The sequence below is a fragment of the Serratia proteamaculans genome (assembly GCF_013337185.1).
In the GTDB taxonomy this organism is placed as follows: Bacteria; Pseudomonadota; Gammaproteobacteria; order Enterobacterales; family Enterobacteriaceae; genus Serratia; species Serratia proteamaculans_D.
Map to the genome: position 1 here is coordinate 546,967 of NZ_SWDE01000003.1, position 22,143 is coordinate 569,109.

General features: G+C 54.9%; 22 protein-coding genes, 1 pseudogene and 1 other annotated feature. Of the genes and pseudogenes, 6 read left to right on the forward strand and 17 right to left on the reverse strand.

Annotated elements, in window-relative coordinates; translation table 11 throughout:
* Positions 1-2,723 precede the first annotated feature (2,723 nt).
* The 12 genes and pseudogenes from FCL49_RS24815 to FCL49_RS16180 all read right to left on the reverse strand — a co-directional run.
* Positions 2,724-3,245 (reverse strand): annotated as a pseudogene (locus tag FCL49_RS24815) (phage tail protein I); the annotation flags it as partial.
* Positions 3,238-4,146 (reverse strand): baseplate assembly protein, encoded by a 909-nt coding sequence (locus FCL49_RS16130; RefSeq protein WP_174354330.1) that lies wholly within the window; start codon positions 4,144-4,146, stop codon positions 3,238-3,240. The gene FCL49_RS16130 and the pseudogene FCL49_RS24815, both read right to left, overlap by 8 nt.
* Before the next feature lie 4 nt (positions 4,147-4,150).
* Positions 4,151-4,501 carry a GPW/gp25 family protein gene (locus tag FCL49_RS16135; protein ID WP_174354331.1) on the reverse strand — a complete coding sequence of 117 codons (351 nt, stop codon included), beginning with the start codon at positions 4,499-4,501 and terminating at the stop codon, positions 4,151-4,153.
* Positions 4,498-5,133 carry a phage baseplate assembly protein V gene (locus FCL49_RS16140; protein ID WP_174354332.1) on the reverse strand — a complete coding sequence of 212 codons (636 nt, stop codon included), beginning with the start codon at positions 5,131-5,133 and terminating at the stop codon, positions 4,498-4,500. Before FCL49_RS16140 ends, FCL49_RS16135 begins: the two co-directional genes overlap by 4 nt.
* Positions 5,134-5,221: 88 nt before the next feature.
* Positions 5,222-5,686 (reverse strand): phage tail protein, encoded by a 465-nt coding sequence (locus tag FCL49_RS16145; RefSeq protein ID WP_174354333.1) that lies wholly within the window; start codon positions 5,684-5,686, stop codon positions 5,222-5,224.
* Positions 5,687-5,725: 39 nt separating this feature from the next.
* A complete protein-coding gene (locus FCL49_RS16150; protein ID WP_174354334.1) occupies positions 5,726-6,238 on the reverse strand; it encodes a lysozyme in 513 nt (170 codons plus the stop codon).
* Complete coding sequence (locus tag FCL49_RS16155) at positions 6,222-6,440, reverse strand: HP1 family phage holin (RefSeq protein WP_012005317.1); 219 nt, start codon at positions 6,438-6,440, stop codon at positions 6,222-6,224. Before FCL49_RS16155 ends, FCL49_RS16150 begins: the two co-directional genes overlap by 17 nt.
* A 3-nt stretch (positions 6,441-6,443) precedes the next feature.
* The gene (locus tag FCL49_RS16160; protein ID WP_012005318.1) at positions 6,444-6,647 is read right to left on the reverse strand and encodes a tail protein X; all 204 of its coding nucleotides are present in this window, start codon (positions 6,645-6,647) and stop codon (positions 6,444-6,446) included.
* A 205-nt stretch (positions 6,648-6,852) separates the two neighbouring features.
* Positions 6,853-7,047, reverse strand: coding sequence for a hypothetical protein (locus FCL49_RS16165; RefSeq protein ID WP_174354335.1), 195 nt, complete (start codon positions 7,045-7,047; stop codon positions 6,853-6,855).
* 63 nt (positions 7,048-7,110) lie between these two features.
* Entirely contained in the window at positions 7,111-9,174 is a 2,064-nt protein-coding gene (locus tag FCL49_RS16170; RefSeq protein ID WP_174354336.1) for a replication endonuclease, read from the reverse strand.
* A 4-nt stretch (positions 9,175-9,178) separates the two neighbouring features.
* Positions 9,179-9,400: a TraR/DksA C4-type zinc finger protein gene (locus FCL49_RS16175; RefSeq protein WP_174354337.1), complete on the reverse strand. Its 222-nt coding sequence runs from the start codon at positions 9,398-9,400 to the stop codon at positions 9,179-9,181.
* A gap of 74 nt (positions 9,401-9,474) precedes the next feature.
* Positions 9,475-9,780, reverse strand: coding sequence for a hypothetical protein (locus tag FCL49_RS16180; protein WP_037424877.1), 306 nt, complete (start codon positions 9,778-9,780; stop codon positions 9,475-9,477).
* A gap of 247 nt (positions 9,781-10,027) precedes the next feature.
* On the opposite strand from FCL49_RS16180, the gene FCL49_RS16185 reads away from it, so the two are divergent.
* Positions 10,028-10,924: a helix-turn-helix domain-containing protein gene (locus FCL49_RS16185; protein WP_174354338.1), complete on the forward strand. Its 897-nt coding sequence runs from the start codon at positions 10,028-10,030 to the stop codon at positions 10,922-10,924.
* Positions 10,925-10,978: 54 nt separating this feature from the next.
* Here the strand turns inward: FCL49_RS16185 and FCL49_RS16190 are convergent, their stop codons facing one another.
* Positions 10,979-11,743 carry a DUF481 domain-containing protein gene (locus tag FCL49_RS16190; RefSeq protein ID WP_174354339.1) on the reverse strand — a complete coding sequence of 255 codons (765 nt, stop codon included), beginning with the start codon at positions 11,741-11,743 and terminating at the stop codon, positions 10,979-10,981.
* 584 nt (positions 11,744-12,327) lie between these two features.
* Here FCL49_RS16190 and FCL49_RS16195 point away from each other — a divergent pair.
* Both FCL49_RS16195 and tyrA read left to right on the forward strand, forming a co-directional pair.
* Positions 12,328-13,401: a 3-deoxy-7-phosphoheptulonate synthase gene (locus FCL49_RS16195; protein WP_135315208.1), complete on the forward strand. Its 1,074-nt coding sequence runs from the start codon at positions 12,328-12,330 to the stop codon at positions 13,399-13,401.
* A gap of 6 nt (positions 13,402-13,407) precedes the next feature.
* Entirely contained in the window at positions 13,408-14,529 is a 1,122-nt protein-coding gene (gene tyrA, locus FCL49_RS16200) for a bifunctional chorismate mutase/prephenate dehydrogenase (RefSeq protein WP_115183247.1), read from the forward strand.
* A 41-nt stretch (positions 14,530-14,570) separates the two neighbouring features.
* Here tyrA and pheA read toward each other — a convergent pair whose 3' ends face one another.
* The 4 genes from pheA to bamD form a co-directional block, all read right to left on the reverse strand.
* Entirely contained in the window at positions 14,571-15,728 is a 1,158-nt protein-coding gene (gene pheA / locus FCL49_RS16205) for a bifunctional chorismate mutase/prephenate dehydratase (protein WP_174354340.1), read from the reverse strand.
* 40 nt (positions 15,729-15,768) lie between these two features.
* Positions 15,769-15,895 (reverse strand) — a sequence feature (Phe leader region).
* Complete coding sequence (gene pheL / locus FCL49_RS24590; RefSeq protein ID WP_198010413.1) at positions 15,847-15,894, reverse strand: pheA operon leader peptide PheL; 48 nt, start codon at positions 15,892-15,894, stop codon at positions 15,847-15,849. (Overlaps the previous feature by 48 nt.)
* A 122-nt stretch (positions 15,896-16,017) precedes the next feature.
* Positions 16,018-16,359 carry a ribosome-associated translation inhibitor RaiA gene (gene raiA, locus FCL49_RS16210; protein ID WP_012005327.1) on the reverse strand — a complete coding sequence of 114 codons (342 nt, stop codon included), beginning with the start codon at positions 16,357-16,359 and terminating at the stop codon, positions 16,018-16,020.
* Positions 16,360-16,671: 312 nt separating this feature from the next.
* Positions 16,672-17,403, reverse strand: coding sequence for an outer membrane protein assembly factor BamD (bamD, locus tag FCL49_RS16215; RefSeq protein WP_012005328.1), 732 nt, complete (start codon positions 17,401-17,403; stop codon positions 16,672-16,674).
* A 131-nt stretch (positions 17,404-17,534) separates the two neighbouring features.
* Between bamD and rluD the strand changes: the two genes are divergently transcribed.
* From rluD to clpB, 3 genes are all read left to right on the forward strand, one after another.
* Positions 17,535-18,512 carry a 23S rRNA pseudouridine(1911/1915/1917) synthase RluD gene (rluD, locus tag FCL49_RS16220; RefSeq protein WP_135315212.1) on the forward strand — a complete coding sequence of 326 codons (978 nt, stop codon included), beginning with the start codon at positions 17,535-17,537 and terminating at the stop codon, positions 18,510-18,512.
* Positions 18,512-19,243: a purine nucleoside phosphorylase YfiH gene (gene yfiH, locus FCL49_RS16225; protein ID WP_174354341.1), complete on the forward strand. Its 732-nt coding sequence runs from the start codon at positions 18,512-18,514 to the stop codon at positions 19,241-19,243. The genes rluD and yfiH overlap by 1 nt, the downstream gene beginning before the upstream one ends.
* A 130-nt stretch (positions 19,244-19,373) precedes the next feature.
* Positions 19,374-21,947: an ATP-dependent chaperone ClpB gene (gene clpB / locus FCL49_RS16230; RefSeq protein ID WP_174354342.1), complete on the forward strand. Its 2,574-nt coding sequence runs from the start codon at positions 19,374-19,376 to the stop codon at positions 21,945-21,947.
* Positions 21,948-22,143 lie beyond the last annotated feature (196 nt).

Consider the following 22,143-nt stretch of genomic DNA (forward strand, 5'->3'; position numbering starts at 1 on the left):
TTGTACATCACATACAGGCTCAATCCGCGCAGGATTTCACCCGACCAAAAACCGAAGAACATCCCGTTATCCGTGTCGGGACGCGGTGCCGGTGACCAGGCGCCATCCATCACATCCCCACTGGTGAGATAATTCTTCTGTAACTCTGTAACGCATTGTTCAATAAAGTGTTCTGTACCGATGACCTCGCTACCGGCCATTTTTGCCATCACGGCCCCGGCCAACCAAAGGCCACACATATGGCCGGTAAAGTCATGTTTGTCGGGCTGTGGGATGCCGGTCATCGGGAAATCGGTCGGTGTAACACCGCCAGAATCCTGAGTAAAACCAATCAGCCAGCTCAACCAGTTTTCGACATAGCTGACCAATTTGGCCGTCGGTGTTTTCCCCGCCAGTTTCAACTCGTACCAGGTGCGTGCAGCGCCAAAGAAAGCTCGCGGCTGATAACCGGACCAGGCAGTCCCATCGCCCCAGTGATACATGGTCCAGCAGTCCGCGTTGCCATAGCTCAGGTTGTCCCAGCGATTCCAGATATAAGCGGAAGCGCCGGGCCCCAATACGCCAAACTGCTGCTGGTACCATTGCTGTGACTGCCACAGAAACTCGGTCATGTTGTTCAGCATCAGGCCGTCAGGATCGGCATCGGCATACACGAAAATGAAGGGGTACTGGTAGCCTGGATAAGGCATGCCGTGCCAGCCGTCGAACTGTTGGCTGTCAGCCTGATAGATGTTGGAAAAGGGGATCACGCCGGGCGTGCAGAACAGGCTGTCCTGACGGTGGCCCAGCAGGGTGCAATCCCCTAAAAGCGCGGTATAAGGATTTTCTGCCTGTAGCGTGACGCGGTATTTGATGGTGTAACCATCGTCGGCGCTGAAGGTCGGCGGAATATCATTCAGTACGTAGTAACTGAAGTTGGCGTCCGCTACGTTGCCGTCTTGCAGGATAGTGACCTGGTCAACCGTACTGAAATTAGGATGGGCAGGTTTCTCATCGGTATCCTGATGGTCCGGCTGATAACCGCTTAGTACCGCGCTTGCAGGGTCAAAGGTCGCCAGCCTCCATTGGCCACCGGTGGCAGGAAGCATCCAGTACCAGCGCCATTTGTCGTCGTCCTCTAGCCGCAGGTTGAAGTCGGCATCGGCGCGGTAAACCAATTGGTTAACAGGAAAACGTTCTTCGTCCGTCAGCCAGGCACCGATCACCATTCCGGCGTCATCGTTAGGGTAGTGTGCGTTGATTACCGTTGCGCTGCGCCGATCGTAAACTAGCTCCTCAAACAGGCTGCTGATCGTGCAACCGCCGTAATCGGTCACGGCACGCAGGTCGGCCAGCAGATAATCGCTGCCGTCTTGGCGGGTCAACGCCGCCAGACTGGTGAGTGGGATATCGTAAGTTTTTACCTGAGTTTGGGTGGACTGCGGCAGACCTATGCCCCAGGCAGTGGCTTGTGCCGCATCTTTTTCAGGTGCGATAGCAAGCTGTAATTTGCAGGAAATCGGCTGGTTTTTGTCATCAACGCCGCCGAAACTGGTGCGTATTTTCGATTGGTTGTTGATGCGGAACCACACCGCCTGCTGCTCCAGCGACTGTTGCGACGCCACTTCTTTGCGCAGGCTGATCATGCCTTCGGCGTTGCGTGCATAACTGACTGGCGCATCGGCAGGATATGACCAGTCGTAGGAGATGCCGTCGGTGAAGGGAGTATTGGCATGCAAGCTCTGGCGGAAGAACTTATCCTGCGCGTCAATATCGGTGTATTCCATGGCGGTGAATTCAACGCTTTTCCAGGCGTTGAAATAGCGCTGCTCGCCGGTGATTTTGTGCAGCAGGTGACAGGCATCGGCGAACCATAGCTCGGCGTCTGCCGCATTGCCCATGGCATTGTGCGGGACGGGTACGTGCAACGGACGATTGTGCTGAACCTGATTACGTTCAATCATGATGCCGCCGTGCTCGACGGGCTGACGATTGGCGAAGTTCAGCTTATGACTGCCGTTGAGCGTGCCATCTTTCAGTTGAACGGTACCAACCTGCGCGGCGGGCAGACCCTGGGCCAGAACGTCACCGTCGGCGCTAATCTGATAACCCTGCCAGTTAATGATCCACGCGACGTCGTAACGCTTGCCGTCACTGTTCCAGTCCACGTTGCCGGAGGCGTCAACCGCACGCACCTGCGCATTGATGGCATCCCAGGCCAGGGTGCCGTCAAAGGCGAAAGTAGCGATATCCAGATATTCTCCCCAGTAAGGCGTGCCCTGCGGGATTTGCGTTTTGCCTTTAATGAAAGTCATGGGGACGCCTTTGAAACCGCTGTGCGTCGGATCTTTACTGTCTACCGGCCAGTTGGCAGGTACCGGCTCCTTGGCATTGACGATCCAGTTGGCTACCCAACGCTGAGGGGTTTCCGGGATCGGGGCACCGTCGTAAAAATGAGTCACATAAGCATCGAAACAGGCAATGGCCTGATCCAGATACTTCTGTTGTTGGGTTGCCAGGTAGGCATGGGCATAGCCGAGAACTTGCAACGCCTGCCCCTCGGTGGTGGCGTCATTGGGCAATCCCGCCATGCGGGAAAGCTCTCGTTCATGGCGCGAGTCGGCCAGAACGTGTTCTGCGTTGAGAACAAAATGTTGTTGGGTCGAATCCAGGGTGGTGCCGGTATTACGTTGTAAAAACTGATAGTGGCCCTCCAGCATCTGGCGGGCGAACTCGACATAATCCGGATATACCGTGGTTATCTCGGCGTCGTAATGGCCACCGGCCACCTCGATATTGCCTGCGGCCTCCAGATTCAGCGCCAGGCCAGTCAAGTGGCGGCTGACCGGCTTGGCGTCGGCGATCATCCGTTCCATTTCCAGGTACATTTCTTCGGTGATGCCATTTTCCAGCACGCCGATATCCAGTGAAAATGTGCCGGGTTCCGCGTTGGTTTCCCACCATTCACGCAGTTTGATCAGATAGCCCAACGGCTCTACCACGCGGCGGATGGCGCCAATGGTGCCTTTATGGCGATGCACGAAGAAGGCAGAGGAGACGACGCTGCGTTTGCTTTCTTCCGTCCAGCCCTCATCCCAGTGATCGACCGAAAACGCCCAGGCCAGGTACGGCAGCAGATTGATAGGGCAGGTGGCCGGGTTCCACAGTTCGCGCAGCGGTACCGGCATTGCGGCCAGCTCGGCGCAGGCGGCCGCCGCAGCGACCTCCAGAGGAGAAGAGCCGACCGGCAACAGGCGGTTACTCATCGGAGCCTCCTACCGCCAGAAGATAGCTGGCACAGTACGACGCCTGGGTTTTATCCAGCACGATATCGGCCTGCGGGCTTTTCAGTTCCACCCGTTGCACCCCTTCGGCATGCAGAGCGGCATAAATCGCCGAAATACGGATATCGCGGCCCAGGCGGTGCTGCGCGCTGATGTAGCTTTTCAGCTTGGCTTCGGCAGCGCGGCGGATCGGTTCGGCTTCCGGACCAGGGTAGAGATAGAGCAGCGCATCGATATTGTAATTGACGATAGTGGCGGAGCGGACGGTGACCCGATCCGCCACCGGGCGCACGTCTTCATCGTTCAGCGCTTTATCGACAATCGCCACCAACTCGGCGCTGGCGGTGCCATCACCTTCACGTGAGAGTACCGAAATCAGTACGTTGGCCGGGCTGGGGCTGGTGGCAGAAACATCGGCTACCCGGCCATCGGCGGAACGGCCGTGGTATTCGTAGGAGCCGCTGGAGCCGGCAACGCTCAGACCTTCGAATGCCTGCTGGATGCGCACACGGAAATCGCTGTCGGACTCCATAATCGCCGCCACCGGTGGAGTGACCCTATTGTCAGGCTGCTGGACCACCAGGCGTTCAACCTGGAAGTTACCGCCAAGCTGATCGAGATCGCTGCCGCCGGCATAGCCGAGCATCACCGCCTGAGCGGCCTCATTGATGCGCTGGCGCAGGATCAGTTCGCGGTATGCGTTTTCCTGCAGCAGTTTGACGATCGGTTCCGACTCCAGCGTCAGCGTGCGTGCCATGGCTTCACGCTGTTCTTCCGGGTAAAGGGAAATCAGCGTGGCCTTGCGATCGGCCAGCAGCGACTCGTAGTCGAGGGGGTCTACCACCGTGGGGGCGGGTAATAAGCTCAGGTCAATGGTTGCCATGGTGTCAGCTCACAGAAACAGAAAGAGAAAAGGTATCCGGCGTATCGGTACGGTTGCCGGTAATGTCGACCACCATTTTTCCGTCGATGGTGGTGTTAAAGGTGATGCCGCCAAGTTGAATGCGCGGCTCCCACTGCAGCAGTGCGCTGTAGCAGGCGGCCATAATCTGCAGCCGCAGCACGTCGTTTTGCGGCTGATCCAGCAGCTCGGACAGCAGCGAACCGTAATTGCGGCGCATGATGCGTGAGCCGATCGGAGTGATTAAAATGTCGCTAACCGACTGGCGGATATGGTCAAGATCGGTGATCGTGCGACCGGAGCCGCGGTTCATGCCGAGATATTTCGCGTTATTCATGCTGGTTTATCCGTTTGGCCTCCGCCGTTTTGCACGCCGCCGTGGGTGTGGCTATGTACCACCACGCCGTTAGAACTGATGCTGCCGCCGGAGTGGTTGAGATCGCCGGTCATCGAGCCGCCCTGCCGGATGGCGATGGTGCCGGTGGTTAATAGCTGGGTGCATTCCACTTCGGGGGCATCCAGCGTGATCTTGCTCGTTGCACGACAGGTGATGGCCGGTGCAGTGACGCTCACCTGCTCTGTGGCTTCAATGGTGGCGCTTTTGATACCCGTGACTTTCAGTGCCCCCTCTGCCGGTTCATATTCGATCACCGCGCCGTCAGGGAAGGTGATGTGTGCCGCCTGAGCCGAGGTTGACGGCGCGGGATGGGCATCGGAAAAAATGCCGGGTAGCACGAAGGCGGTGTCGAGCTCGCCTCCCAGCGACAGCACCAGCACCTGTTCACCTACGCTGGGCGCCCACCAGTAGCGGGCATCACCGGCTCGGCCGGTTAGCCAGTTAAGCCAGTCGGTGAGGTTGCCACCGGTGGCAACGCGACAGCGCCCGCGTTCGAGGTCGAGCTCGCTGATGGTGCCGATGCGTATCAGGTTGCGCACCAGGCGCTGAATATCGAAGTTGTCTGTGTTCATCTGTTAAGAATGCCGCCGTGTAAGGGGGGCGACAACGCGGCGGCGTTTAGCTGACGCCAGCACAACAGAAGCCGTCCCTCGGGTCAGTTTATGGCTGCTGAAATTGGCTGATCAGCTCGCCGTGCAGGTAAACGCGGGTGAAGCGAATGACGTTCTCCGGCTCTGGTGGCTCGGCCAGAGGAGTGATATGCAGAGCGCCCTCGCGTTGTTCCACCTGAATGCGCTCGGTCAATTGCAACTGAAGATCAAGCTGGCCGGCGGCGCTGACGTCGCGTTTAAAGCCAAAACCGTTGTTACGTTTTTCCGGGGTGGCGAGAATGTCGGGCTGGTGACTGCGTAGCCAGGCCAGGACAGTGACCATCACCAGGTCTTCTTCGGCTGCCTGGTCGCTCAGCGTAAGATTGAGTTGGTATTGGTATTCGAATGACAGCGAAGGGCCTAATGTCGAGACTACGCGGCCGTTATCCAGGCTGATGCGTAACTTATCTGGGTGCGTCTGCAGGTCTGGCAGAGCGGCGGTCAGCGCAGTACGCAACTGCTCGGGTTTTAACATGATGTCTCTCCTTGAGTGGTTGAAGCGAAGCCGCCACGATCAGCGGTGGACACCTTGCAGGCACAGCGCCCGTTCGGCAGTGCGACGGCGTTCCAGCCCCTGGCTTTTAACGCCGTTGACATAGATCCAGCGCGGTAGCTGGTCGCAAGCTGCCTGCCATTGTTGGCGTTTGATAAAGGTGGCCAATGTGGAATTGCAGGCAGCGCTGACGCCAACGTTGAAGGCAAAGGCGCTGACTGCGTCGTAAACCGGCTGAGGCATATCTACCGCCATGCAGCGGGCTATCCCTCGTTCGACGGTGCGGACATCCTCGATCAGATTGGCCGCTGCCTGACGTTCGTTGATGACGGAGCCGGCTTTCACACCGGCGGTATGGCCGATGCCGTTGGTCCAGACTCCGGCACTGCACTGATAGGGAGAGAGCCGGCAGCCTTCGAAATCGGCAATCAGGCGCAATCCCTGCTCAGAGGTGTGCAGGGTATTGAACTGCGGCAGCAGGGTGGCGAGGGCCAGAATAGCCGCCACGCTGCAGCGTTTAGCGAGTGAGCTCATCGTAGACTCCGCGTTTCAAACCGTTTTTTTTTAACGATTTCAACAGCTGGTAACTTTTACGCCGGTAGTACCAATTCACTGCGAAAGTACCGACACCGACTGCAGCGCCGACCAGGAGGGCAATGTCCTGTGTGGAATGTCGCCCCATCCAGGCCAGGCAGGCCGCCGTGAGGTAGGCAAGTGTTGAGGTGAGTTTCTCCATCACTTAGTCCCACAGTTTGACGGTTTCTCGTTGAGCGGCCGCTGGCAGATCCGGCAGTTCGACCGGATGACCGTGGGGGAGTAGCGGGCCTGCGTCGGCCAGATCGCGATTAGCGAGATAGACCTGTTCCACCAGACGCTGAGTGCTGCCGTAATAGCGCCAGCAAATCGCGTCGATGGTGTCGCCTTGTTGTGCATAAATTTTCATCATTACGCTCCTGCGTGGGGGGAAATGCGGTAGGCGCGGAGGCCCTGGATATGCGCCAGTTTCCCGTAGCAGGCAGACGTCGGCAACGCGATGGGGTTGTGGATGGGCTGGCACAACCGAAGGGAGAAAATGCCGAATGCAGAAACGAAAACACCCGCCGGCGGCGGGTGTTGGAAAAGGGGGGTTAGCGTAAGCAGGGACTGGTTTAACGAGAGTCTTGTCCGTCGGCCGGGTAAAATATTTCTTGATAATCATTGTCTGGCAGCACCTGGCCGGCCAGATCCGAAATCAGCGACATGGCGATCAGAAATTCGGAGGCATTGCACTGCGCAGCCTGCGAAACATCGGCGATGAACTGGATGCGGGACAGTGTTAGCTGTTGTTTATCCATAATTTCCACTGTTCTTGCCCTCTCTTAAGTATACTGTTTATTTATACAGTATTAAGCAAAACGCTAAAGGCGTCAATGATTGGATTTATCATTTGTGCAGTAAAATTTGGCCCAGTCATTGATTAGCGGAAATTGTACAAGTCGTCCGTCAAAGCTGATTTTCCCTCCTCTTGCTAAGACTTCCAACTGCCAGCGCTGCGGATCGATGCCTGTCTGCCGAAGATTGCGGGCAATCGTCAGACAATACTGCTGTTGTGCTGGGGTCAGACGTGCGGAGGGCGCCGGTTTTGGGGCGTTAAAAAGGGGTAATCCACAGTTATTGACAGAACTCCAAGGTGTCGCAGATTCGCTGTTTTTGGCGACGATGCGCCATTGCAGCGTCCGTGTTCGGTATACCCGATCGGGGCCCAGATGGGGAGCATAAATACCGACCACTTTTTGCCCCCGTTCGTCATAACTGTTCAGTGTGGGCGCGTCATCACGCGCTACACGTACCCATTGCCGGCTGCGGGGCACGTTGGCACCGCCCTGGGCATCGATATAACCGGAAAAGTCGCCAGTATCGGCGGCGGCGCGTACGGCTTCGGTTCGCGCATCGAACAGCTGCGTCAGGCTTTGCCCACGAATGCGACGACACTCGCGGTATGCGCCCATGCTGGGCAAACCAAAAGGGTGAAACTGCGGAATACGCCAGGTGCTGGCCCAGGCGCTGACGGCATTGGCGGTTTCACTCAGCGGGGTTCCGGTCTCATGATCGAGTTCTTCCTCCAGCGCATAGCCATCGAGATTCTTGGCAATGTATTTGGCCATATAAGCTGCCGCACCCCCTCGATTCAGGTGCTTATGCTGGAGACGATTCTCTTGCGCTCCGGGTTCCCCGGCATCCTGCTGCAGTGCATAACGGAGCAGAATATCGATCACCGGTTGACGGTGAGTTTGGGGAGTAAACAGCATCAGGTGCCAATGCGGCGTACCGTCGTGGTGTGGTTCCACCACCCGGATACCGTAGACCTGCAGTTGACGATCCTTAAATGCGGAGCGCATTTTGCTCCATTGCTTCACCAGGTAGCGTTGGCCGTCTTTTGGGGTGAAGTTTTCACGATCCCAGCGGTGATTGAAGCGTGCCTTGCCGTGGCCGCCAAGGGTTCGAGTGGGATGAAAACGTGCGGGAGTCGTCAGAGTGACAAACAGCCCGATATGGTTGCTGCGCGCGGCGTAGGTTTCAATACCTGCGAGGGTATTCATTAGCTCCATACGGCGGATCGCCGGGTTGGCAATGCTGCCCAGCACTTTCTCCATCAGATCGATACGTTCACCGGTAAGGGTATTTTCCAAATCGCAGCGGCGAAGATAATCCTGATTTGACTGACGGCGTGCCTTCACGTCACGAATGGCCTGGCGGCTGGCATAGGGGGAAGTGTTGCGGCTGACGTTGCCAATGGCGATCAGCAGCGCTTCGCGCCACTGCATACGTTGCATCTTCAGGCGCCGTAGCCACCAACGATCGCTGGTCAGTCTGGACAGTGTCGCTACCGCGCGGTGGCTGTCCAGCAACCCTTTGCGATAACAGTGCCAGTGCATGGGCTGAATATTAAAAGCGCGTGCCATGCTTGCAATCTGGCCATACAGTTTTGATTGAATTTCGTCCCGCAGCAGGACAGAGGAGTCTCCTGCATGCCTGGTCAGTAGGCTGTCGCACTCGCTTTGATAAAGTGCCAGTAACTGACCGGCGATCCGTTTTGCCAATTGCTCCAGCGCCTTGTCGCCCAGCGTTGGCAAAGCGCTATAGCTGTCGGCCTCATTGCCAAAGTGCATTGAGGCTTGGTGATTTTGGCCAAATTTATGGTTCACTTGTTGGATCCGTGGCCATATGCGGCGGTCGAAAACCCGCACCAGGTAGTGCCAGGCAGCCTGCGCGCCTTGCTGACGCAACAGAAGTTGGTGGCGCTCGGTAAACTTTATGCGCAAATAATAGGGCAGAGTATTGATGCGGCGCAGCGCGGCCTGCCACTGGCGTAGCCGATCGCGGTTAAGCGTGGGTTCGCGGCCAATGGCTGGCCGCGGGGCATTCCAGGAATAGACACCTTCAAACAAGGGGGAAGGCGGGGGGCCAATAAGGTCGGGGGGAGCTGGCATCGTCTTAGCGCCGGATAAAGTGACGTTGCTGAGCCTCTGCTATCTCCTGGCAGGCTACGCAGCGGCTTACGCCGGGAATAGCGCGGCGGCGTACTTCCGGGATCGCCCCATCACAGTCTATGCAAAAATGCGCTGAGGCTTGGGTGACTACGGGCCTGGCGTGCGCGATCTGCTTTTCGAGCATCAAGGCCTGGCGTTCTTGCGCCATATCTATGGTATCAGCCATGGTGTGTTCTCCAGATAGGGTAAATTTGCGCCGAACGGCATCCGGCGGGTTGCACGCCAGAATTTGCAGAACGGCTATTTTTTCTGATTCAGCAGGCAATCCTCTTCGCTGATATAGCGAGGTAGCGATTTGCCCAGTTCAATGAATGCATTGAGTGCGGCGACAATTTTCTGTCGCTGGGGATAACTCATCTCGTGGAACTGCAGCATCACGTGACGCTCGGTCAGGCCTGCATGAAAGCAGAGCGTGTGGCGTAGATGCAGCGGTGCCGTGTTGTAGATCTCCTCGGCCTGATTTTTATATTGGGCGAATAGCGTGCGGCGGATTTCAGCGATACGCCGTAGACCGATAGCCCGTTGCTCTTCATTCGCCAACAGCATGGCAACCTCCCTGGATGCTAAGTGATCAATGGGCTTGCAAAAGCGAGGCGAATATCGGTTCGGATCGTCATCACTGTGTGAGCAGTGTGCCTGCTTATCGTGAACCAATGGCAGCAGTAACTTGCTATTGGACTACCGCGATGTTTGCATTTTCATCAATCATGTCGCATCATCTTAACTAAAGTGACATTTAAGCCGTTTGTGAAACATTTATGTGGCACTTTAGATCGCAAAATGCGACTTGTAAATGCAAATTTTGATTTTAATCGGTGATGATATGCGTGAAGAGACTGTGAACGATAACGCCTCGGTAGGCGCAGTGATTGAAAGGATCCTTTCATCTTATGGTGTTGGCACGCAGAAAGAGCTGAGTGAAATCCTGGGGATAGCCCCTAACAACATCAGCAGTTGGCAGCAGCGTGGCAGTGTGCCCGGCTATGTGATCATCAGCTGCGCGCTGGCTACGGGCGCTGATTTGGCCTGGCTTATGACCGGGGAGCTTGCAAAAGCAAAAAGTGAACGTAAGCCGATTCAACCCGCGCAGGGAAAAGCGCTTTACGATCGGGTTCTGGCTTCTGGCGGTAAAGGTGTGCTGCGTCGCATCCTCGACGCCTATGGTTTCAGTCTGCAGAAAGAGCTGGGAGATTTACTGGGTATTTCGTCGGGCACCATGAGCACCTGGGTTCGTCGTAATTATTTCCCGGGAGATATCGTGGTGACCTGCGCTCTGGATACTGGTGTATCTCTGTTGTGGCTGGCGACCGGGCAGGGGGAAATGGGCAGTGGCGGCACGGCGGTGGCGGTGCCTGCGGGCGGGCGGGCGCTGCCGAAATACCGGCTCGTCGCCGGGCAGTTGAAAGATGCGGGAGAATGGCTGGCGGACAGCTCGCTGATCCCGGCAGGGGTAGCGCAACCGGCTTACGTTGACGGCGGTCGGTTATCCTGGCTGGTGGATTTGGCTGTGACGCACATTGCCAATGGCCGTTGGCTGATCGATATCGACGGTAATATCGACGTCTATGATATTGCGCGTTTGCCGGGCAATCAGGTACAGGTCAGTGGGGGAAATGCTGACTTCCAGTGTTCCACTGATGCGCTGAAAGCCTTGGGCATGGTCTGGTTGACTCTGACACCTCAGGCCTAAAAAAAAGCCCATCGATGATGGGCTTGATGGCGTCAGAGGTATGGGGCGAAAAGATTACAGGCCGTATACCAGGCTGATGGACGTCGTGGTGTCGGTGTTCTTCGGCGCTGAGGCTGGCGGCTTGCTGTTGTAAGTCACGTTATAAGCCAGACGCAGTGCGAACCTTTCGTTAATCGCGACGCTTAGCGCGGTTTCGGAGTTCAAGGTGGTTTCTTCGTTAGCCAGTGCGGAAACGCCTTCGGAGAACTTGGTGTTGTCGGTCAGCTGATACGAATAGTTGGCTGCGCCGTAAGCCAGCGCTTTGGTGGAGCGACCACCGCCATGATATTCATCGTGACGTACGCCGGGACCAAATTCCACTCGCAGATCGCTGAGCGGCCCGTTGAGAAGTTGGCGACCATAACCGCCGGTCAGCGTGGAACGGGAGTCGTAACCGTTGAAGCGGTCGCTAAGCCAACTTGCCTGACCGAACAGGTAGTTGCGATCGGACAGGTTATAACGAGTACGACCCCCGGCCTGATACTTTTCAGACGAGCGCACGTTAGAGGAGGTGGTGTTGTTGGCGGCTCCCCACAGGCTGTAGGCGGCATCGCTGTTGAACCAGGTCATGCTGCTGTTGGCCAGCAGCGTCGAGCTTTGTGAGTTGCCAGACTGCGAGTTGTAACCTGCCTGAATGTTACCTTCAAACGGCTTTTTAGCGGTGGCCGGATCGTCCATCGCGGTGAAAAGTGTATTGTCGGCAAGGGCTGAAACACTGGTGAAAGTCGTTAAGCAGCTAATGAACAGCGGAATAGCGCGGCGAGCGCGTAAAGAGAGCATTTTGGATCCAGTTGTTAAGAGTGATTATAAGTGATGTCAGTCACATTATATCGGTTCGCCATGACGACCAAAATAGCTACGATTAGCTTAAGTTTTTAATTTCTCATCCTTACTTATTCACTTTTCTTCTACTTAATTAACCCCTTCCTGCGGCATATCATGCTGAGTATCCTTAGCGTTTGGCTGGCCTTTGGCCAAGGTTGTCGTCTGGTGGCAACAGCGGGTGGGTAGCCGTGTTCGATAATCCTGATGAAAGCGAGAGCTGTATCGCGGGCTAATACATTGTTGGGGAAAATGCAGTGTATATTTATATTTACACTTTGTGGCGGTGGTGTACACCCTTTAAGGTTAAAAGAGATAAACGAAAATCTTGGTTGTGTTTGAATATTTTTATTTATAAATCATTAAATTGATCTTGTTACCCTGTCTGTTTCAATACGGCCTTTCAAGATGATTTGTTAGTGGTAATTTTTTATTTACAGATATCGGATTGAAAACTTTACATCGCATGGTATGGTAAGGACCTGAAACGCTCAAGGTTGTATTAACGCTTACGCATAACGGCAAACGACAGGAACAGCATCATGCAAAAAGACGCGCTCAATAACGTTCATATCAGTGCAGAACAAATTCTGATCACTCCGGAAGAACTGAAGAACCAGTTCCCGCTCAGCGCCAGCGATGAAAATGAAATCGCGACCGCGCGCAAAACCATCGCTGATATTTTGCAGGGGCGCGATCATCGCCTGCTGGTGGTGTGCGGACCTTGTTCTATCCACGACCCGGACGCTGCCCTGGATTACGCCCGTCATTTGAAAACCCTGTCGGCTGAATTGAGCGATCAGCTGTATATCGTTATGCGTGTCTATTTTGAAAAACCACGAACCACCGTTGGCTGGAAAGGCCTGATTAACGATCCGTACATGGATGGTTCGTTTGATGTTGAAGCCGGTTTGCACATCGCGCGTCGCCTGTTGCTGGATCTGGTGGGTATGGGTCTGCCGTTGGCGACAGAAGCGTTGGATCCGAACAGCCCGCAATACCTGGGTGACTTGTTCAGTTGGTCAGCGATTGGTGCGCGTACTACAGAATCGCAAACTCACCGCGAGATGGCTTCAGGCTTGTCGATGCCGGTGGGTTTCAAAAACGGTACCGACGGTAGCCTGGGCACGGCAATCAACGCGATGCGTGCAGCGGCGATGCCACACCGTTTTGTCGGCATTAACCAGGCAGGGCAAGTGTGCCTGCTGCAAACGCAGGGTAACCCGGATGGGCATGTGATCCTGCGCGGTGGCAAAACGCCGAACTACAGTGCCGAAGACGTTGCGGCCTGTGAAAAACAGATGCAGGAGGCGGGACTCCACCCGTCCTTGATGATAGATTGCAGCCATGGCAACTCGAATAAAGACTATCGCCGTCAGCCGACGGTTGCCGAGTCCGTGGTAGAGCAGATTAAAGCGGGTAACCGTTCGATCACCGGCATCATGCTGGAAAGCCACCTGCACGAAGGCAGCCAGTCCTCTGAGCAACCGCGTGCAGATATGCGCTACGGGGTTTCTGTTACCGACGCCTGCATTAACTGGGAAAGTACAGAGACGCTGCTGCGCCATATGCACCAGGAACTCGGCACTGCGCTGACGGCACGTACTGGAGAGTAGTAAGTTATGGTGGCTGAACTGACCGCGTTGCGCGATCAAATCGACGAAGTGGATAAGGCGCTGCTGGAGCTGCTGGCAAAACGCCTGCAGCTGGTGGCAGAAGTAGGTGAGGTTAAGAGCCACCACGGGTTACCGGTGTATGTTCCTGAACGTGAGGCGGCGATGTTGGCCTCACGGCGTCAGGAAGCTGAAAATCTTGGTGTTCCTCCTGATCTGATCGAGGACGTGCTACGCCGGGTAATGCGTGAGTCTTATGTCAGCGAGAACGACAAAGGCTTTAAAACCCTGAATCCACAGCTGCGTCCGATTGTCATCATTGGCGGTAACGGCCAAATGGGCCGGTTGTTTAATCGCCTGCTGACGCTGTCCGGCTACCAGGTCAAGGTGTTGGATCAGCAAGATTGGCCGCAGGCCGATACTTTGCTGGCAGACGCCGGAATGGTGATTGTCAGTGTGCCGATTCACGTGACTGAGCAGGTGATTGAAAGATTACCTCCGTTGCCGGCGGACTGTATCCTGGTCGATCTGGCGTCGGTAAAAAATCGCCCGCTAAATGCCATGTTGGCAGCGCACTCTGGCCCTGTGGTGGGTCTGCATCCGATGTTTGGTCCGGACGTAGGCAGCGTGGCCAAGCAGGTGGTGGTCTATTGCGATGGCCGCGAGCCGCAAGCCTATCAGTGGTTGCTGGAGCAACTGCAGGTATGGGGCGCGCGTTTGCACCGTATCAGCGCGGTTGAGCACGATCAGAACATGGCGTTCATTCAGGCGTTGCGCCATTTTGCCACCTTTGCCTATGGTCTGCATTTGGCGGAGGAAAACGTTCAGTTGGAACAGTTGCTGGCACTCTCTTCACCAATTTACCGGTTGGAGTTGGCGATGGTCGGACGGCTGTTTGCGCAGGATCCGCAGTTGTACGCAGATATCATCATGTCGTCAGAAGAGAACATTGCGCTAATCAAACGTTACTATCAGCGCTTCGGTGAGGCGATCAAACTGCTGGAACAGGGTGATAAACAGGCGTTTATTCAAAGTTTCCAGAAGGTCGAGCATTGGTTTGGCGACTATGCGCAGCGTTTCCTGGTGGAAAGCCGTTCGCTGCTGCGTCAGGCGAATGACAGCCGACAATAAAGTATTCGGGTTCGGCAAATGCCGAACCCTTCTTTACTTCATCAGGATGGATTAACCGGCACCACGTTGTCGCTGGGGTAACAACCCAATACCTTCAGTGAGCGGGTTATTGGGGCAAGATCTCTCAATGCTTTCTGCATTGATTCAGAACGTAGGTTAGCCTGCACATCGATATAAAACATTTCTTCCCACGGATTGCCGTTAATCGGGCGAGATTCCAGTTTGGTCATGATGATACCGTTTTCGCGCAACACCAGCAGCGCTTCAACCAGTGCCCCAGACTGCTGCCCAGTGGCCATGATCAGCGTGGTTTTAGCCGGCACTTGCTCAGAGACGTCGATAGCCTTACGTGCCAGCACGATGAAGCGGGTGATGTTCTGCTGTTGATTGGCCAGATTGTGCTCCAGCACCTGCAGGCCATACAGTGCCCCGCCAGCTTCGCTGCCTAGCGCTGCGGCTTTTGGCGAGTTCAATTTGGCGACTTTTTCCATCGCTGCGGCAGTGCTTTCACAATATTCGATTTTCCAGTGTGGATAGCGATTAATGAACTGGCTGCACTGCTGGAATGGTTGCGGGTGGCTATACACGACTTCGATCTGGGCAAGATCGGTGTCGCTGGCGACCAGGACGCAATGATCGATAGGGTTGGTCAGCTCGCCGACGATCGACAGGCTGGTGTGCTGCAGCAGATCGTAGACGTCGTTAATCGAACCTGAGCTGGTATTTTCGATTGGCAGAATGGCGTAATCCGCCTGACCGGTTTCGACCTGGGTAAATATGTCCTGGAATTTCTGGCAACCGCACTCGATCAACTGGTCGAAATGGCGAGCTGCATATTGGCGCGCGGCCAGGTGTGAATAAGAACCTTTCGGGCCGAGGAAAGCGATGCGGGCTGAATGCTGACTGATTTGATTGAGCTGGTTTTGCAGTAACGACTGCTGGGTTAATACCGAGTCTTCGATAATCAGCTGGAACAGGCGGGTGACGTAGAACCCGTCCAGATCGTAGGGTTTGGCGGCGGCGATCAGGGCGTCCAGTAGGTCGCGCTCACGCTCTTTATCCCGGATTGGTCGATGAGAGTGAAGCTTGGTTTTCCCTACTTCTACTGCCAGCTCACGGCGTTCTGCCAGCAGGGACAGCAGTTTCAGATCCAGTGCGCTGATGCGTTCGCGCAGCACGAGTAACGGGTTGTCAGTCATAATCAGCTTCTGCCTTATTTTTTATACGTCGTAAATAGCCATAAAAAAAGCCCCCTGTTTTCAGGAGGCTTTGCTGTTCGTCTTCGCATTCTTTATCACACGACGAAACGCCTCCCAATCAGGGGAAGGTAAAAAAGAATGCGAAGAAAAACGGTTTACGGAGCATGGGGTACCCAGAGTATGTATGAGACAGGTTTTAAAGTAACCGCAGGCCTTTATCTCGTCAATAAAAAAACCAGACAAAAAACGCGCCCTCAGGCGCGTTTGATGTGAAACAGCCGCTAAACGGTTATTCCTGTTCCGGTTCGACTTCCGGAATGATGTCCTTCACGCTGGTCGCGGCACGGCGTGCTTCGCCTTTGTGCTGCACCTTATTCAACTGACGCTCCAGCTTGGCGATCAGATCGTTAACGGCGGTGTACATGTCTTCATGTTTTGCGCTGGCGACCAGCGGGCCGTTAGGAGTAGTAATGGTGGCGTCGGCAACAAACCCTTTCGGTTCTTTGGATAAGACGATATGTGGGTTAATCAGTTGGGCCTGCCATTTTTCCAGTTTGGTGAGACGGTCTTCGACGTGACTGCGGATTGCGGGAGTGATATCCATTTGTTTGCTGGTAATGTTCAATGTCATATAACTTACCTCTCTGTCTTTCCGTCTTGGATGGATCCAGCATACCTCGCTTTTTGCTTAAATGCGTGATGAAAATCACGTATTTTTGTCACTTTTTGCAAAGTTAGTTCAATCTGTGATTCAGCATTTGAATTGGCTATCTAACGCTTGAGTCTTGTGAGCGGAACGCGCATTATTGAAAGGATAAGCGGTGGGGCAGACTTGCTAACATCGTGTTTTTGCTTGTGTATTTTTCCAGCTCTGGCTAAGTTCGCAGCAAATGAAAACGGCAGCCGAAGCTGCCGTTTTGTTTTTCTGCCGTTGCCAATTCGGTTATGCCGGGTTGGCGGCAATCACTTTGGCCACTTTGTCGGCCTGACCGTTCAGTTGCAACTGCTTATACGCATTTTCCATCAGCGGCAGCGCGTCGCGCGTCGCTTTGGTATCCGGATATTCACGTAGCATCTGTTCGGCGCGATTAACGACCGCGACGTAGGCACCGCGTTTAGTGTAGTATTCCACCACCGAAAGCTCATACTTGGCCAGGCGGTCTTTCAGATACACCAGACGCTTGTTGGCATCGGTTACATACTGGCTGTTCGGGTACTGCTGAATCAGCTGGCTGAAATCGCGAAACGCAGCGCGAGCATGCTGTGGATCGCGGTCTGAACGATCGACCCCGAAGAAGCCTTGCAATGCACTGTCATCCAACGCCATATCGGTCAGCCCACGCATGTACATCACGTAGTCGATGTTCGGGTGCGTAGGGTTCAGACGCATGAAACGATCGATAGACGCCTGAGCCAGTGGTAAATCGGCAGATTTGTAGTAGGCATAAATCAGGTCCAACTGAACCTGCTGAGAGTACGGCCCGAAAGGATAGCGGTTATCTAACGCTTCGAGTTGCGTAATCGCGCCCTTAAAGTTACCGTCCTGCAGTTTTTGCTGGGCAGTAGCATAGATTTCCGAAGGTGGGTTGTCGGGAACCGCATCCTTGGATGTGGAGCAACCTGCCAGCGCCAGGCTCAACGTGGCTGCCGCCACCAGATATTTCATACGCGTCATGACGTTTTGATTATCCTCAGGGTGTTATTCCGGGAGACTGTCCGTTAAGCTCCCGACAAAGACCAGTTACAATAGCACATTATATTAAACGGCATCGCCGTGAAAACCCAACGTTAACGAAGAAGCTGCATATGGCACAACAAGTACAACTCACCGCAACGGTGGCCGAATCTCAACTCGGACAACGTTTAGATCAAGCTTTGGCCGAATTGTTCCCTGATTATTCACGATCTCGCATAAAAGATTGGATCCTGGACGATCGGGTACAGGTTAATGGCAAAACGATAAACAAACCGAAAGAGAAGGTACTGGGGGGAGAGACGGTCGCCATTGATGCACAGATAGAAGAAGACGCCCGTTGGGAACCGCAGGACATCGCGCTGAATATCGTCTACGAAGACAGTGACATTCTGGTCATCAACAAGCCACGCGACCTGGTCGTGCACCCTGGCGCCGGCAACCCGGATGGCACGGTGCTCAATGCGTTGCTGCACTACTATCCTGAAATTGCCGATGTGCCGCGTGCCGGCATCGTGCACCGTCTGGACAAGGACACGACCGGTTTGATGGTCGTGGCCAAAACTGTTCCGGCGCAAACCCGACTGGTAGAAGCGCTGCAGGCGCGGGATATTACCCGTGAATATGAAGCGGTCGCCATTGGTACCATGACCGCCGGCGGTACCGTCGAAGAGCCGATTTCGCGCCATTCGACCAAGCGCACCCATATGGCAGTGCACCCGATGGGGAAACCCGCGGTGACGCATTACCGTATTATGGAGCATTTCCGTGCGCACACCCGCCTGCGTCTGCGTCTGGAAACCGGCCGTACTCACCAGATCCGCGTGCATATGTCACACATCAACCATCCTTTGGTGGGCGATCAGCTGTACGGTGGCCGTCCACGTCCGCCAAAAGGTGCGTCGGATGCATTTATTGCCACGCTGCGCGGTTTCGATCGTCAGGCACTGCACGCTACCATGCTGCGTTTATATCATCCAATCAGCGGTATCCAGATGGAGTGGCATGCGCCGCTGCCTCAGGATATGGTCGATTTGATTAACGCGCTGAAAGCCGATACCGAAGAATTTAAAGATCAGATGAACTGGTAATGGATTCGCTCATCCTGCCCGATTGGCCGTTGCCTGCTGGGGTAAAAGCCTGCAGCACCACCCGTCATGGCGGCGTTAGTCTGCCGCCGTATGACGCGCTCAACCTCGGAACCCACGTGGGTGATGAAGCGCAGGCGGTAGCGGGTAATCGCCAACGGCTGGTGGAGGGTGCCGACTTGCCGCAGATGCCAGTCTGGCTGGAGCAGGTTCATGGTACTCGTGTCGTGCGGCTGGATGGGCAAACGCCAGCCGACCTGCAAGCGGATGCCGTTTACAGTAATGTTCCGGGGCAAGTGTGTGCCGTGATGACGGCGGATTGCTTGCCGGTGCTGTTTTGTTCGCAGGCCGGTGATGAAGTTGCTGCAGCCCATGCCGGTTGGCGTGGGTTGTGCAATGGCGTGCTGGAACAAACTCTGTCCGCTTTTGCTGCTGAACCGGGGAGCATTACCGCCTGGCTCGGCCCGGCGATTGGCCCGCAGCAGTTTGAGGTAGGGCCCGAGGTTCGTGCGGCATTTATTGCTGTGGATGACGCAGCGGCGGCAGCTTTTACCCCCCTGGGTGATAAATTCCTGGCCGATATCTATTTATTAGCTCGTCAGCGCCTGCAACGCGCAGGCATCCACGCCATCTACGGTGGCGATCGCTGTACGGTGAGCGAAATCAGTCATTTTTTCTCCTATCGTCGCGATGGAATAACCGGACGTCTGGCAAGTTTAATCTGGCTGATATAACCTATTGAATTAGGACGGTCCAAAGACGCATGATGTAGTACCGAAAATATACAGTCGAAATAACCTTGAATTTTTGAGGGATGACCTCATTTAATCTCCAGTAGCAATTTCGACCAATCTTGGAGGTGTTATGCGTCTGGATCGTCTTACTAACAAATTCCAGCTTGCCCTCGCCGATGCCCAATCTTTAGCCCTTGGGCGCGACAACCAGTTTATTGAACCGTTACATCTGATGAGCGCTCTGCTCAATCAGGACGGGGGCACGGTTCGTCCACTCTTAACTTCTGCCGGTATCGATGCAGGGCGCGTGCGCACTGAAATCGAACAGGCACTGTCTCGTCAGCCTCAAGTCGAAGGTACCGGTGGTGACGTTCAACCGTCCCATGAACTGGTGCGTGTCCTTAACCTGTGCGACAAGCTGGCGCAAAAGCGGGCGGACAAATTCATTTCTTCCGAACTCTTTGTACTGGCGGTGCTTGAGGATCGTGGAACATTGACCGATCTGTTGAAAGCAGCCGGTGCGACAACCGATAAAATCAGCAAGGCTATTGAGCAAATGCGAGGTGGAGACAGCGTGGAAGACCAAGGTGCTGAAGACCAACGTCAGGCATTGAAGAAATACACTATTGATCTGACCGAACGTGCCGAGCAAGGCAAACTTGACCCGGTTATCGGCCGTGACGAAGAGATCCGTCGCACTATTCAGGTGCTGCAACGTCGTACCAAAAACAACCCGGTGTTGATCGGCGAGCCTGGCGTGGGTAAAACCGCCATCGTCGAAGGTTTGGCGCAACGCATCATTAATGGTGAAGTCCCGGAAGGCCTAAAGCATAAACGTGTGCTGTCCCTCGATATGGGTGCGCTGATCGCCGGGGCCAAGTATCGCGGTGAGTTTGAAGAGCGTCTGAAAGCGGTGCTGAGCGATCTGTCCAAACAGGAAGGCAGCGTCATTCTGTTTATTGATGAATTGCATACTATGGTCGGCGCGGGTAAAGCCGATGGCGCTATGGATGCCGGCAATATGTTGAAACCGGCGCTGGCGCGTGGGGAGCTGCACTGCGTCGGTGCCACCACGCTTGACGAATATCGTCAGTATATAGAGAAGGATGCGGCGCTCGAACGTCGTTTCCAGAAAGTCTATGTGGCGGAACCCAGTGTCGAAGACACCATCGCTATCCTGCGAGGCCTGAAAGAACGTTATGAACTGCATCACCATGTGCAGATCACTGACCCGGCGATTGTTGCTGCGGCGACCTTGTCACACCGCTATATCTCCGATCGTCAATTGCCGGATAAGGCTATTGACCTGATCGATGAGGCGGCGTCCAGCATCCGCATGCAGATGGACTCCAAGCCGGAATCGCTCGATCGTCTGGAGCGCCGTATTATTCAGCTTAAGCTGGAGCAGCAGGCGCTGAGTAAAGAGTCGGACGACGCCAGCAAGAAACGCCTGGAAATGCTTAGCGGTGAGCTGGAACAGAAAGAACGTGAATATTCAGAGCTGGAAGAAGAGTGGAAGGCGGAAAAAGCTTCACTCTCCGGTACGCAGAATATCAAAGCGGAACTTGAGCAGGCCAAGATCACCCTGGAGCAGGCGCGTCGTGTCGGTGATCTGGGGCGGATGTCGGAACTGCAGTACGGTAAGATCCCAGAGTTGGAAAAACAGCTTGCTGCCGCCACGCTGGCCGAAGGCAAAACCATGAAGCTGTTGCGTAACCGGGTGACCGACGCAGAAATCGCCGAAGTGCTGGCGCGTGCCACCGGTATTCCTGTTGCCAGAATGCTGGAGGGTGAGCGTGACAAGTTGTTGCGTCTGGAGCAGGAACTGCATTCTCGGGTCATTGGCCAGGATGAAGCCGTAAGCGCGGTATCTAACGCAATTCGCCGTAGCCGAGCCGGGCTTTCAGATCCAAACCGTCCTATCGGTTCGTTCCTGTTCCTCGGTCCGACCGGGGTGGGTAAAACCGAACTCTGTAAGGCGCTGGCCTCGTTCCTGTTCGACAGTGACGACGCGATGGTGCGTATCGACATGTCCGAGTTTATGGAAAAACATTCGGTATCGCGGCTGGTGGGGGCGCCTCCGGGCTATGTCGGGTATGAAGAGGGCGGTTATCTGACCGAGGCAGTGCGTCGTCGACCTTATTCAGTGATCCTGCTGGATGAAGTGGAGAAGGCGCATCCGGATGTGTTCAACATCCTGCTGCAGGTATTGGACGATGGGCGTCTGACCGATGGTCAGGGACGTACCGTTGATTTCCGTAATACCGTGGTGATTATGACTTCTAACCTGGGGTCCGATCTGATCCAGGAACACTTCGGTCAGATGAACTACGCACAGATGAAGGAATCGGTGATGGAAATGGTTACGCATCATTTCCGTCCGGAATTCATCAACCGTATAGATGAGGTGGTGGTATTCCACCCACTCGGTCAGAAACACATTGCCGAGATCGCCAAGATTCAGTTGGCACGTCTGTACAAACGTCTGGAAGAACGCGGTTACGAAGTCACTATGACCGAACCGGCGTTGGAGCTGCTGGGCAAAACCGGTTTCGATCCTGTGTATGGTGCGCGTCCGTTGAAACGCGCTATCCAGCAGGAGATCGAAAACCCATTGGCGCAGCAAATCCTTTCCGGCAAGTTGATTCCGGGCATACCGGTGACGCTGGATGTAGAAGACGAGCATATTGTAGCCAAACAGTAACGGCTATCTATAGTCATTGCGATAAAAGGGAGCGGGTGACCGCTCCCTTTTCTTTATCTGTTTTCATTACTCTCATAGAGTTTTCCGGGCTAACGCCCTTAAAACACCACTTTTCTGGCTAATAAATATCCTGAAATGGCTTTATTGATTGTTATTTGAGCGCTTGAAAGATTTTTTGCATTTAGGGGTTGCGGCC